At 66.0% G+C, this 13693-nt stretch carries 7 protein-coding genes and 1 CRISPR repeat array; of the genes, 3 read left to right on the forward strand and 4 right to left on the reverse strand.

Annotated features, from left to right (window positions below; translation table 11 throughout):
* Nucleotides 1-153: 153 nt before the first annotated feature.
* Nucleotides 154-1990: direct repeats of the CRISPR family, unit length 32 nt; unit sequence GTCGCCTCCCACGCGGAGGCGTGGATCGAAAC.
* A 314-nt stretch (nucleotides 1991-2304) separates the two neighbouring features.
* Nucleotides 2305-2856: a phosphotyrosine protein phosphatase gene (locus CEQ44_RS21380; protein ID WP_088181643.1), complete on the forward strand. Its 552-nt coding sequence runs from the start codon at nucleotides 2305-2307 to the stop codon at nucleotides 2854-2856.
* Here the strand turns inward: CEQ44_RS21380 and CEQ44_RS21385 are convergent.
* From CEQ44_RS21385 to CEQ44_RS21400, 4 genes are all read right to left on the reverse strand, one after another.
* Nucleotides 2825-4039, reverse strand: a complete 1215-nt coding sequence (locus CEQ44_RS21385) for a carboxylate--amine ligase (protein WP_088181644.1) — start codon at nucleotides 4037-4039, stop codon at nucleotides 2825-2827. The two genes, CEQ44_RS21380 and CEQ44_RS21385, sit on opposite strands and share 32 nt — an antisense overlap.
* Nucleotides 4036-5028 (reverse strand): hypothetical protein, encoded by a 993-nt coding sequence (locus CEQ44_RS21390; RefSeq protein WP_088181645.1) that lies wholly within the window; start codon nucleotides 5026-5028, stop codon nucleotides 4036-4038. The genes CEQ44_RS21385 and CEQ44_RS21390 overlap by 4 nt, the downstream gene beginning before the upstream one ends.
* Nucleotides 5029-5175: 147 nt before the next feature.
* Nucleotides 5176-5670 carry a flavin reductase family protein gene (locus tag CEQ44_RS21395; protein ID WP_088181646.1) on the reverse strand — a complete coding sequence of 165 codons (495 nt, stop codon included), beginning with the start codon at nucleotides 5668-5670 and terminating at the stop codon, nucleotides 5176-5178.
* Nucleotides 5671-5779: 109 nt separating this feature from the next.
* Nucleotides 5780-8041: an NADP-dependent malic enzyme gene (locus tag CEQ44_RS21400; RefSeq protein ID WP_088181647.1), complete on the reverse strand. Its 2262-nt coding sequence runs from the start codon at nucleotides 8039-8041 to the stop codon at nucleotides 5780-5782.
* Between the two features lie 138 nt (nucleotides 8042-8179).
* On the opposite strand from CEQ44_RS21400, the gene mutS reads away from it, so the two are divergent.
* Nucleotides 8180-10825, forward strand: a complete 2646-nt coding sequence (mutS, locus tag CEQ44_RS21405) for a DNA mismatch repair protein MutS (protein ID WP_088181648.1) — start codon at nucleotides 8180-8182, stop codon at nucleotides 10823-10825.
* Nucleotides 10826-10834: 9 nt separating this feature from the next.
* Nucleotides 10835-13597, forward strand: coding sequence for a [protein-PII] uridylyltransferase (locus tag CEQ44_RS21410; protein ID WP_088181649.1), 2763 nt, complete (start codon nucleotides 10835-10837; stop codon nucleotides 13595-13597).
* The last annotated feature ends 96 nt before the right edge of the window (nucleotides 13598-13693 follow it).

Here is a 13693-nt window from a genome sequence, read left to right on the forward strand (position 1 = left end):
CGCTCCGACATATTGGACCATGTCAATGGCAAAGCCGCGTTGCCGCCGGGGCTATTCACCCTGACCGTGCCGACAGGCGGCGGCAAGACGCTGACATCGCTTAGCTTTGCGATGGAACATGCCCTGGCCCATGGCTTGGCGCGGATCATCTACGTTATCCCCTTCGCGGAGGCGTGGATCGAAACTTCAAGAAGCCCGACAAGGAGCATGACTGGAAGTCGCCTCGTCGCCTCCCACGCGGAGGCGTGGATCGAAACTTCCCGCCCGCTGCAAACATAGACCGTCGCATCAGTCGCCTCCCACGCGGAGGCGTGGATCGAAACCCATTGTTGGCGAAACCGTCAATGCGGGCCGCCGCGCCGGTGTCGAGTCGCCTCCCACGCGGAGGCGTGGATCGAAACAAGGTGCAGGTCAAGACTGTAGCCGGGGCGAACGTCGCCTCCCACGCGGAGGCGTGGATCGAAACTGGGAACACGGCACGCGCCCGAACTGGACCACATGTCGCCTCCCACGCGGAGGCGTGGATCGAAACGAGATGATAGGTGCCAGGAGGGAGCGGAGCGTCGCGTCGCCTCCCACGCGGAGGCGTGGATCGAAACATACCACCAACCGTTGCGGCTGTCATCGACAAGCGGGTCGCCTCCCACGCGGAGGCGTGGATCGAAACGCTTTATCCTTGGACGGATGAATTCACTGAACCGGTCGCCTCCCACGCGGAGGCGTGGATCGAAACATCGTCGAGCAGCACCGGAAGCGGCTCGCAACCTGTCGCCTCCCACGCGGAGGCGTGGATCGAAACCACCGGGGAGCGCGGTGAGGGTCGGGGCCATGGTGTCGCCTCCCACGCGGAGGCGTGGATCGAAACGATATCGTCGCGACGTTGCACTTGGGTTACGGGCGTCGCCTCCCACGCGGAGGCGTGGATCGAAACGTCACCGCCGTCGATCTGTCGCGCCTACCAGCGCGTCGCCTCCCACGCGGAGGCGTGGATCGAAACGTTACCCTCCCGACGGCGACGCTACGGCGCCGCTGTCGCCTCCCACGCGGAGGCGTGGATCGAAACATCGTCGAGCAGCACCGCAGGCGACCCGCCACCTGTCGCTTCCCACGCGGAGGCGTGGATCGAAACCCATATCCCACCGGCTCGCCCCGGCAGTCCCCCAGTCGCCTCCCACGCGGAGGCGTGGATCGAAACTCTGCTGGGACTTCATCTATCAGCAATCGACTGGTAGTCGCCTCCCACGCGGAGGCGTGGATCGAAACCGAACCCGCTTAATATAGCGGGTGACCTCTTCGGGTCGCCTCCCACGCGGAGGCGTGGATCGAAACCGACGGCGACGCTACGGCGCCGCTACATGCAGGAGTCGCCTCCCACGCGGAGGCGTGGATCGAAACATTGACGGGTCTTGCATCGTAGGTGGCGATGACCGTCGCCTCCCACGCGGAGGCGTGGATCGAAACAAGAACAAGCCGATCCCCGACCTGGCGAAGGAGGTCGCCTCCCACGCGGAGGCGTGGATCGAAACGCTGGGCAAGCGGGAGACTGCTCGTATCACGACCGTCGCCTCCCACGCGGAGGCGTGGATCGAAACCTGGTGGGCGCTCAGTTCGCCGTTGCCCTTGCGGGTCGCCTCCCACGCGGAGGCGTGGATCGAAACTGCGAATAAACCCTCCACACCCAGAGAGCCACCCGGTCGCCTCCCACGCGGAGGCGTGGATCGAAACTTGTCCTGATCGTGCTGGGCATCGCCATCGTGGCGTCGCCTCCCACGCGGAGGCGTGGATCGAAACGCAATATCGGCCTGGGCAAAGTCCGCGCTGGCGAGTCGCCTCCCACGCGGAGGCGTGGATCGAAACCCCATCACCTGCAATGTCACCGCGGCGCCAACGGTGGTCGCCTCCCACGCGGAGGCGTGGATCGAAACCTTACCGCCCAGCCGATCAAAGCTGTCCGGGTCGTCGCCTCCCACGCGGAGGCGTGGATCGAAACACCTAGTGCGACGCGCCCCGCGGGTCGTGATCCGAAGGTACAGCCCTCCGCCGTCCGATGTCGACCCGGCTCCTTCAAGGCCGAAACCGCCCTCGCCGTTAATATGTTGATCGCCCGCGCCATGATATTACTTCCCAATACTCATGGCCCACTATGCCCACTTTCAACTTGGCATGAAGCGGTCTGTGGCGAATAACGGCGGACGATGAATACCTATAAACCTCAATATAATGGCCATTTTCTGATAAATGATCGCGAGATTCCGAAATGGGTCGAATCCCTCCGTCTCCGCCACTTTTCATAGGTTCCGCGCGTTGATCCGACCCCGCTTCGGCACCTTTCGCGGGCTTGTCCGCCTCGCCCTTTCCTATCCCCAGCTGTGGCTCGGCCGGTCGGGCAGCCGCGCGCCTGATCCCGCGCAGGTTCGGCGGCTGGTGTTCGTGTGCCAGGGCAATATCTGCCGCAGCGCCTTTGCCGATGTCGCAGGTCGGCGTGCGGGGCTGAACACCGCGTCCTTCGGCCTGTCCACCACCACCGGGCGGGCCGCGCATGACGCCGCGATCGTCGCGGCGCGGGCAATGGGCCATGACCTGTCGGACCATAGGGCGATCGACCTGAAGGATTATGCACCGCAGGACGGCGACCTGTTGCTGGCGATGGAGGTGCGGCAATTGCATCGGCTGGCGGCCGATCCGCGCCTGTCCGGCCTGCCGCGGGTGTTGCTGGGGCGCTGGACGCGGCCGATGCTGCCGCATCTGCACGATCCCTATGGGCTGGACGATCGCTATATGGCGACCTGTCTGCGCCGCATCGACCGGGCGGTGCCCGGATTGGTCAGCGCCTTTCCCGGCGCACGGCTTTCCTGACCATCTGCGCCATGTCGCGCAGCCAGGGTCGCATGTCCGTGGCGCTGAAGACATAATAGCGCGCGCGCGGATCGAAGAAGGCGAGCAGGTAGCTGGCGAGGTCGTGCAGCGGGCGACGCCGGAAGAAAGGGGCACCGATGCGGCCGGGCGCCAGCAGGATGCGCCCCAGCCGCTTGGTTTCCGGCACCATGTAGCGCGCGCGCAAGTCGTCGCGCGGCGGCGGGGCGGCGGCCGTCTGGCCCAGCACCTTGCGGCGATAGGCTTCCCAGGCGAAATGGGCGCCGCAGTGGCGCGCGAGCGGCAGGCTGCCCCAGAAGCGGCCATTGACCTCCATCAGCCAGTAGCGGTCGTTGTCCGGTTCGTAGCGATATTCGACCATCGCTTGGCCCTCCCAGTCGAGCGCCCGCAGCAGCTTTTCCGACAGCGCCATTTGCGCGCCATGGGCGGCGGCCGGTTCTGCGCGGCACAGCGTGGATACGCCGCCTTCGGGCGGCCATTCGTGCAGGCGGCGATGCTGGAAGCGAAGCGTGGCCTGGCCATCCTGCATGTAGAGCATCTGGCCGAGGCCAACGCCGCGGCAATATTGCTGGACCAGCGGCCAGCACCCGACCGGGGCATAGCGGTCCAGCAAGGCGACCAACTGGTCGGGCGTGCGGACATAGTCGGTCTTGATCCACTCCAGGCCCGCCTGCTCCAGCACCGCCATGATTTCGGGCGGATTGGCCCATTTGGCGACGAGCGGGTAGCGCATCTGGGCGGCGCGGGCGGCGAAATCCTCGCCCGCGCGTGGTTGCCAGGTTTGCGGCACGCGCAGCCCGGCGACGGCCGCGGCGTGGAGCGTCTGCAGCTTGTCGAGCACCCGGCCCAACGGTTCGGGCCGGGGGACGAGGATATGGCAGTCGCCGATCATCGGCGGCAGGGCGGCCAGTTCGATCAGGTCCGATTCGGAAATAGCCAGCACCGCCCGCGCGCCGGTGCGGGCGATCAGGGCGGGCAGCCAATCGGCGATCGGCCCGGCCGGGCGCAGCGTCCAGTCGGCGCAATGGCGCGATACTGTCCCGATCGCGGCGGCGCTGCGGACGATGCCATGGACCGGCACGCCATGGCCGCCCAGTTCGCGCACGACCGTCAGGGCGATCGCATTTTCCAGACCTAGCAGCAGTACGCCCGGTAACGCGGTCACGCAGGGACCAGCCGATGTTCGTAACGCCAGGTCGCCCAGGCCTGCTCCGCCATGCGCAGGCCGGTGCGCCACTGGCTGGGCGCGGCGCGGCTGAGGCTCCGCGCGGGGCGGTCGGGCAGGTCGGTGGGCAGGTCGTTAAAGCCCGCGCCCTGCATGTCGGGCAAGCGCGCGGCTTCGCGGCACAAGGCCTCGAACCGGCCCATCACGGCGCGGTTGGGGCGCTGGCGATCGCGGGAGAGCATTTCGAAACTATGGGTGACGACGATGAAAGCGTCATGCCCTTCGCCCACGGCATGACGCAGCCCGGCGCGCATTTCGGCCGCCGACATGGCGCAGATCTGGGCCGGGCGGAAACTGCCGGGGCGGTCGGCGATGCCGGAAACGGGCAATTCGGCGACGCCTTGCAACCGGGTCGCGCCGATCTGCGCCGGGTCGGCGGTGATGGTACATTCGCGGCCGAGATAGGCGGGGTTCACGCTGCTGTCCCAGGCGACGCCAAGGGTCGCCAGCGCGCGCAACGTGTCGTCACTGGCACCGAAATTGCCGGCGCGGAAAGCGGTGATGGCGGGGGCGCCTGCATCCTCCAACAACTGCTTGGCAAGGCCGAGAAGGATGATCTGGTCGGCCAACGAGAAATCGCCGATATTGCGGCCCTGCCGACCATCGACCGGCGAATCCTTCGCCCAGGCGAGCCATTCGCTGTGAATGTGCATCTGCACTTCATGGCCCCGCCCGACGATGGCGGCCACGATCGGCGCCAGGAAATCGGCACCATGGACCAAGGCAGGCATCGGATCGAGGAAGAAGACGCCTTTGAGAGCATAGCGTTCGAGCAGGTCCATCTGCCAGCCGATGCCGTAGGCCCCGCCCTGCACTTGGCCCCAGATCGAGCGATCCACATTGTCCGCCAGACCCATGCCCCGCTGATGCAGCGAGGAGGAGAGTTCGGTGTCGACGGTGATGAGCAGCGCGGTCGTGGGGGCGGTCATGGGGCGGTCCGGTCAGGGGGTGACAAGCCTGCAGTAGAGGTGGGGAGTTAAGGAGCAGTAATGGTTGCGCCGATGTCCTGTCGGACAACGGCCTGACGCCTCTTTCGATCCCCATGTTTCCAAGACGGCGCGGCGCACGCCATTCCTTCATTCCAGCAGGGAAAATTCCCCGTAATTGCCCTGGAAGAAGAGCAGCGGACTGCCCGGACGGTCCACTTCCAGCGCGACGACGCGGCCCAGCACGATATCATGATCGCCCGCTTCATGCACCGCTTCGAGCGTGCAGTCGATCCAGGCGACGACATCGTCAAGGATAGGCGAGCCGTTGGCCGATACACGATGGGCGATGCCGGCGAACTTGTCCGGGCCGGGCGCAGCGATCTGGCGGCAGAGCGGCTTCTGGTCGCTGGCGAGGACATTGACGCAGAATTTGCCGACCGCCTGGATGCGCGGCCAGCTGGTCGAGCTTTTGGCGGGGAAGAAGGCGACGAGCGGTGGGTCGAGCGAGACCGAGGTGAAGGAGCCGACCACCATGGCCACCGGCGCGCCGTCCGCCTCGACCGCGGTGACGACGCACACGCCGGTCGGATAATGGCCCAGCACACGCCGGAAGGTCGCACTGTCGAAACTGGCCATGCTCATATCTTGCTCCCGAAAGGGTCCTTAATCTCTTCGCGCGCGCAACATGCCCCCTGCAAGTGCAAGGCACACATATCCGACGGGGGGTAAACCGCAGACGGCGCGCCCCGGATCAGAGCGCAACCCCGCCCGCCGCCAGCACCGCCAGTGTCAGCAATTCGGACGCATTGGACGACATGGTCGCGATCTGCACCGATTTTTCCATGCCGACCAGCACTGGCCCGATCATCGACGTGCCGCCCAGTTCGCGCAGCAGCTTGGCCGAGATATTGGCCGATTGCAGCCCCGGCATGACCAGCACGTTGGCCGGGCCGGACAGGCGGCTGAACGGATAATTTTTCATGACGGCGGGATTAAGCGCGACATCGGCGGTCATTTCGCCCTCATATTCGAAATCGACGTCGCGCTCGTCGAGCAGCTTCACCGCGCCGCGCACATTTTCCAGGAAGGCGCCGGGCGGATTGCCGAAATTGGAATAGGAGAGAAAAGCGACGCGCGGATCGACGCCCATACGGCGGGCGACCGCCACGGTGCCTTCCGCAATATCGGCCAGTTCGCTGGCGGTCGGGCGTTCGTTGACGGTGGTGTCGGCCAGGAACACGGTCTTGTCCTTGGCCACAATCACATGGATGCCGAAGGGGGTGCGACCGGCCGCCGGGTCCATCACCCGCTTCACTTCGCGCAGGGTCTGCGCATAGGGGCGGGTCATGCCGGTAATCATGGCGTCGGCCACGCCCATCTTGACCAGCAACGTGCCGAAGATGTTGCGATCGCGATTGACCATCCGCTCGCAATCGCGGCGCAGATAGCCGCGGCGCTGGAGGCGGTCGTAGAGCATGTCGACCATATCGGGCACCAGCGGCGAATTGACGCTGTTGTGCAATTCGAAACTTTCGGGATCGCGGACGCCCAGTGCCCGAAGCTTTTCGACCACCTCGCCGCGGCCGACCAGCACCGGGATGCCATAGCCGAGGTCACGGAACTGGATCGCCGCGCGCAGCACCACTTCCTCTTCCGCTTCGGCGAAGACAACGCGCTTGGGATTGGCCTTGGCCACTTCATAGGCGGTGGTGAGGACGGTGGTGGTCGGGTTGAGCCGGGCCTTCAAGGACTGGCGATAGGCCGCCATGTCCGCAATCGGCTTTTGCGCGACGCCACTTTCCATCGCCGCCTGGGCGACGGCGGCGGGCACCACCTCCATCAGGCGCGGGTCGAACGGCGCGGGGATGATATAGTCCGGGCCGAAACTGTGCGATCGGCCATAGGCCTTGGCCACTTCCTCCGGCACCTGTTCGCGTGCAAGATTGGCGATGGCGTGGGCGGCGGCCAGCTTCATCGCTTCGTTAATACCGGTCGCCCGCACATCAAGCGCGCCGCGGAAGATGAAGGGGAACCCCAGGACATTGTTGACCTGGTTGGGGAAGTCCGACCGGCCGGTGGCGACGATCACGTCCGGGCGCACGGCATGGGCGTCGGGCGGCAGGATTTCGGGATTGGGGTTGGCCATGGCGAAGATGATCGGCTTCGGCCCCATCGACTTCACCATATCCTGGGTCATCGCGCCGGCGACCGACAGACCCAGGAACACGTCCGCGCCCTTGACCGCTTCCGCCAGCGTCCGCGCGTCGGTGCGCACGGCATGGGCCGACTTCCACTGGTTCATGCCCTCGGCGCGCCCCTGGTAGATCACGCCCTTGCTGTCGCACATGATGACATTTTCATGGGGCACGCCCAGCGCCTTGATGAGTTCGGTGCAGGAGATGGAGGCGGCGCCCGCGCCGTTCACCACCACCTTCATATCCTTCATCTCCCGCCCCGTCAGCAGCGCGGCATTGATGACGCCGGCGGCCGCGATGATCGCGGTGCCATGCTGGTCGTCATGGAAGACCGGAATGTTCATCCGTTCTTTGAGCGTCTGTTCGATGATGAAGCATTCAGGCGCCTTGATATCCTCAAGGTTGATGCCGCCGAAGGTCGGCTCCATCAGCTCGACCGCGTCGATGAAACGATCGACATCCTCGGTCTTCAGTTCGATATCGATGCTGTCCACGTCGGCGAAGCGCTTGAAGAGGACCGCCTTGCCCTCCATCACCGGCTTGGACGCCAGCGCGCCCAGATTGCCGAGCCCCAGGATCGCCGTGCCATTGGTGATGACCGCGACCAGATTGCCCTTGGCGGTATAATCATAGGCGCAGGCCGGGTCTTTCGCGATCGCCAGCACTGGCACCGCGACGCCGGGCGAATAAGCAAGGCTCAGGTCGCGCTGCGTCGCCATCGGTTTGGACGCGATGATCTCGATCTTGCCGGGGCGGCCGGTCGAATGGAAGAACAGCGCCTCGCGCTCGGAAAATTCCACATGCGATCGGTCTGACATGGCGGGCACCCATATATTGGAACAACAGCGCGGCCCTAGCGGTAACGCTATCTTGTGGGCAAGTGCGAGACGCGCAATTTTACTGCGCCTGGGCGAAGCGCTGGTTTCGGTGCGAGGTTCAGGCTATCGGCTTTGGCCATGGCCCCTTCGACCGATATAGCCGCCCCGACGCCGATGATGGCGCAATATCTGACGCTCAAGGCACAGGCGCAGGACTGCCTGCTCTTCTACCGCATGGGTGATTTCTTCGAGCTGTTCTTCGATGACGCGAAACTGGCGGCCGCGACGCTGGACATCGCGCTGACCAGCCGGGGCGAACATGGCGGCGCGCCGATCCCGATGTGCGGCGTGCCGGTGCATAGCGCGGAGGGCTATCTGGCGCGGCTGATCAAGGGCGGGCATCGCGTCGCCATCGCCGAACAGACCGAAACGCCAGCGCAGGCCAAGGCGCGCGGGGGCAAGACGTTGGTGGCGCGGGCGATCGTGCGCTACGTCACCGCCGGCACGCTGACCGAGGAGACGCTGCTCGACAGCCGACGCGACAATATGCTGGTGGCGCTGGCGCAGGTCGGCGGGGAGGGCGCGGGCGAGGTTGGCATTGCCGCCGCCGATATTTCCACCGGCCGGTTCGAGACGATGACCTGCCCGATCGGCGACCTGCCCGCCGAACTGGCGCGGCTGCGGCCGAGCGAGACGGTGGTGGCCGAAGGATCGGCGCTGGACGTGGCGGATGGCCACCCCTTCGATCGTGCGGCTTTTTCCAGCACGCGGGCGGAGGATGCGTTGAAGCGCCTGTTCGGGGTCGCGACGCTGGACGGGTTCGGGCAGTTTGGCCGCGCGGAACTGGCGGCGATGGGCGGCCTCGTCGCTTATCTCGACCATGCGGGCAAGGGCACCCTGCCCTTCCTGGCCCCGCCGCTGCGCAAGACCAGCGGCGGCCATGTCGCGATCGACGCGGCGACGCGCGAGAGCCTGGAGATCGTGGCGACCATGGCGGGCGCGCGGGCGGGCAGCCTGCTGGGCGCGATCGACCGGACGGTGACGGGCGCGGGCGCGCGGCTGCTGGGGCAGGATCTGTCCGCGCCGCTGATGGACCTGGCGACGATCGAGGCGCGGTTGGGGCTGGTGCAGCTCTTCCATGACGATGCGGCATTGCGCGACCAGCTGCGCGGCGCGCTGCGGGCGTTGCCGGATATCGGCCGGGCGCTGGGGCGCGTGGCGGTGGGGCGTGGGTCGCCCCGTGATCTGGGGCAGTTGCGGGACGGTTTGGGCGAGGCCAGGCTGTTGCGCGAGCGGCTGGGGCGGATCGCCGAGCCGCCGCTGTTGCTGGCGCGGCTATTGCCCGCGCTGGACGGCCATGGCGCGTTGGTCAATGCGCTTGCGCGCGCGCTGGTGCCCGCCCCGCCGACCGAGACGGCGAGCGGCGGCTATATCGCCGACGGCTATGATCCCGCGCTGGACGAGCTGCGCCGCATGGCCGGCGACGGCCGCCGCGCGATCGCCGCGCTGGAGGCGAAATATCGTGCGCAGACCGGCATATCGGCGCTCAAGATCCGGCATAATGGCGTGCTGGGCTATCATGTTGAGGTGCCGGCGCGCGCCGCCGATACGCTGATGGCGCCCGACAGCGGCTTTACCCATCGCCAGACGCTGGCCGGAGTCGTACGCTTCAATTCGATCGACCTGCATGAGGAGGCCGGGCGCGTGGCGCAGGCGGGCGCCCATGCGCTGGTCGCCGAAGCCGCGCATCTGGAGGAGCTGATTTCCGCCGTGCTGGACCGCAAGGCCGACATCGCCCGCGCGGCCGAGGCGCTGGCGCGGCTGGACGTCGCCGCGTCGCTCGCCGAACGAGCGGCCGAGGGCGGGTGGCAGCGGCCGCATTTCGTGGTCGAGGACGGCGCAGGTCCGTGCCTGGACATCGTGGGTGGGCGGCATCCGGTGGTGGAGGACGCGCTGCGCAAGGATGGCCAGCCTTTCGTCGCAAACGACTGCTGCTTGAGCGAGAGCGACCGGCTGTGGCTGGTCACTGGGCCGAATATGGGCGGTAAATCGACCTTCCTGCGGCAAAATGCGCTGATCGTCATATTGGCGCAGGCGGGTGGCTATGTTCCCGCGCAGTCCACGACGCTGACGTTGGTCGATCGCCTGTTCAGCCGGGTCGGCGCGTCGGATAACCTCGCCAAGGGGCGATCGACCTTCATGGTCGAGATGGTCGAGACGGCCGCGATCCTGGCCCAGGCGACGCCGCGCAGCTTCGTCATATTGGACGAGGTCGGGCGCGGCACGTCTACCTATGACGGGCTGGCGCTCGCCTGGGCGGTGGTGGAAGCGGTGCATGAGGTCAATCGCTGCCGATGCCTGTTCGCGACCCACTATCATGAGCTGACGCGGTTGGCCGAGACGCTGCCGTCGTTGTCGCTGCATCATGTGCGGGCGCGAGAGTGGAAGGGCGACTTGGTCCTGCTGCACGAACTGAGCGACGGGCCGGCCGACCGTAGCTATGGGCTGGCAGTAGCGCGGCTGGCGGGGCTGCCCCAACCGGTTTTGAAGCGGGCCAAGGACGTGCTGGCGCGGCTGGAGGCGGGCAAGGCGAAAACCGGCGGGATCGCTGCGGGATTGGACGACCTGCCGCTGTTCGCGGCCGTCGCGGCACAGGAGGAGGAGGCGCCCGATCCACTGCTGGCGGCGATCGCGGCGATCGATGCCGACGCGCTGTCCCCGCGCGAGGCGCTCGATCACATATATCGATTGAAACAACTGGCCGCTGAGCGGCGGTCCGACTAGAGAAACCAAATGGTCATGCAGTTCCCCGCGCTGGGATCGCGCCGCGCGATCATCGACCGGCGCGCCATTTCCGACACGATCAACGCCCTGGCGATAGAGCATCGGGGCGATAGCGCTCGGCTGCGCGCCGAAATCGTCAAGGAATTGAAGGCGGCGCTGGAGCAGGGCCGGGCCGAAGTCGCCAAGCGGCTGGAGGCGAAACCGACGCGCGGGCGCGAATCCGTGACCGCCTTCGCCTTCCTGATCGACCAGATTTTGCGGCTGCTGTACGACGCGACGACGCATCATCTCTACCCGTCGGGCAATCGCAGCACCGGCGAACGGATCGCCTTGATCGCGGTGGGCGGATACGGCCGGGGCGAAATGGCGCCGCATAGCGATGTCGACATCGGCTTCATCACCCCCTGGAAGCCCACCGGCTGGACCGAGCAGGTGATCGAATCCATGCTTTATTCGCTATGGGATCTTGGGCTGAAGGTCGGGCATTCGAGCCGATCGATCGACGAGACGATGCGCATGGCCAAGGCCGACCTGACGGTGCGCACCGCGCTGCTGGAGGCGCGCTATGTCTGGGGCGACCGGGCGCTATACGAGGAAACATCGGTCCGGTTCGATGCCGAGGTGATGCAGGGCAACGCCCGCGCGTTCGTGACCGAAAAGCTGGTCGAGCGCGACGAGCGGCACAAAAGGATGGGCGACAGCCGCTATGTCGTCGAACCCAATGTGAAGGAGGGCAAGGGCGGCCTGCGCGACCTGCATACGCTCTTCTGGATCGGCAAATATGTGAACCGGGTGCGGTCGGTCGCCGAGCTGGTCGATGTCGGGCTGCTGACCCAAGTGGAGTTGCGTCAGTTCCAGAAGGCCGAGGATTTCCTGTGGGCGGTGCGATGCCACCTGCACACCATCACAGGGCGCGCCGAGGACCGGCTGACCTTCGATCTGCAGCTGGAAACCGCGACGCGGATGCGCTTTACCGGGCGGGCCGGTCAGTCCGGGGTCGAACGGTTCATGCGCTATTATTTCCTGAACGCCAAGATCGTGGGTGACCTGACCGCCGTGTTCCTGGCCCATCTGGACGATCAGATGGCGGAAAAGGGCCGGCGCTACATCCCGTCCATTTTCCGCCGGCCCAAGAAGCTGGACGGCTTCGTGCTGGAGCGCGGGAGGCTGAGCCTGCCGAGCGACGATTTTTTCCAGGCGGACCCGGTGCGGCTGCTGGAAATATTCGCCGTCGCGGACAAGCATGGGTTGCAGATTCACCCCAGCGCGATCCGCGCGGCCAGTCGCGACGCGGGGCTGATCAATGCGAAGGTGCGCAAGGACCCGCGCGCCAATGCCGCCTTCATGGAGGTGCTGACCTCCCCGCGCGATCCCGAAACGGTGCTGCGCTGGATGAACGAATCATCGGTGTTCGGCCGTTTCGTGCCCGATTTCCGCCGTGTCGTCGCGCAGATGCAGTTCGATATGTATCATCACTATACGGTGGACGAGCATACCATCCGCGCCGTTGGCCTGCTGTCGCGGATCGAGAAGGGCGAATTGCCGGAGGATCATCCGCTAGCTAGCGACCTGATGGGCAAATTACTGTCGCGGCGCGCGCTCTATGTGGCGGTGCTGCTGCATGATATCGCCAAGGGGCGCGGCGGCGATCATAGCCTGCTGGGCGCGGAGGTGGCCGAGCATCTCTGCCCGCGCCTGGGCTTGACCCCGGCGGAGACGGAAACGGTCGCCTGGCTGGTGCGCTATCATCTGCTGATGTCGGCCACCGCCTTCAAGCGCGACCTGTCCGATTATAAAACTATCCTCGATTTCGTGGACGTGGTGCAAAGCCCGGAGCGGCTGCGGCTGCTCTTGTGCCTGACGGTGGTGGACATCCGCGCGGTGGGACCGGGGGTGTGGAACAGCTGGAAACGCCAGTTGCTGGGCGACCTGTATGACAGCGCCGAAGAATTGCTGCGGCTGGGCCATAAGCAGAAGGGGCGGAGCGAACGGGTCGTCGTGAAGCAGGAAACGCTGCAACGGGCGCTGGGGATTGATGACGCCGCCTTCGCCGCGTTCAGCAAGCGGCTGCCCGAATCCTACTGGATCGCCGAACCCGACGACATCCTTTTCCACAACGCGCAGCATATATTGGCGGCGGGCGAATCGCCTTTGTCGATCGCGGCGCAATATTATCCGCAGCGCGGCGCGACGCTGGTGACCGTCTATGCCGCCGACCATCCCGGTCTGTTCTACCGGATCGCGGGCGCCATCCACCTGGCGGGCGGCAACATCATCGACGCGCGCATCCACACGACGCGCGACGGTGTGGCGATCGACAATTTCCTGGTGCAAGACCCGCTAGGCGGCGCGTTTCACAGCCCCGACCAGTTGCAGCGCATCCGCAACGCGATCGAGGATTCTTTGTCCAACCGGCACCGGATGATCACCAAGCTGTCGGCGCGGCCCCTGCCCCGCACCCGCGCCGAAGCGTTCCGCATCGAACCCAATGTGCTGATCGATAACAAGGCGTCGAACCGCTTCACCGTCGTGGAAGTCAATGCGCGCGACCGGCCCGCACTCCTGTTCAGCCTGGCCAATGCGCTGTTCCAGTCGAAGGTCACGGTCCACAGCGCCCATGTCGCTACCTATGGCGAGCGGGCGGTGGATACATTTTACGTCACCGACCTGTTCGGCGGGAAGATCGAGAGCAAGGCGCGGTTGCAGACTTTGGAGCGGCGCTTGCTGGAGGCCGCGGGCGGTGAAGTGGGCGAGGCGCTGGAGCGGGCTTGAGACATCAACATCCGTTCGTTTCGAGCGTAGTCGAGAAACGAGGCAGAGCAGAGTTCAGCGATGTTAAGCGCACGCGATGCGCTAACCGCTTCTCGA

Source organism: Sphingobium sp. Z007 (assembly GCF_900013425.1).
Classification (GTDB): domain Bacteria; phylum Pseudomonadota; class Alphaproteobacteria; order Sphingomonadales; family Sphingomonadaceae; genus Sphingobium.

Coding starts and splice junctions, on each gene's coding strand:
- CEQ44_RS21400 (WP_088181647.1), bottom strand. CDS start 8,041: ATGTCAGACCGATCGCATGTGGAATTTTCCGAGCGCGAGGCGCTGTTC.
- CEQ44_RS21410 (WP_088181649.1), top strand. CDS start 10,835: ATGGTCATGCAGTTCCCCGCGCTGGGATCGCGCCGCGCGATCATCGAC.
- mutS (WP_088181648.1), top strand. CDS start 8,180: ATGGCCCCTTCGACCGATATAGCCGCCCCGACGCCGATGATGGCGCAA.
- CEQ44_RS21395 (WP_088181646.1), bottom strand. CDS start 5,670: ATGAGCATGGCCAGTTTCGACAGTGCGACCTTCCGGCGTGTGCTGGGC.
- CEQ44_RS21390 (WP_088181645.1), bottom strand. CDS start 5,028: ATGACCGCCCCCACGACCGCGCTGCTCATCACCGTCGACACCGAACTC.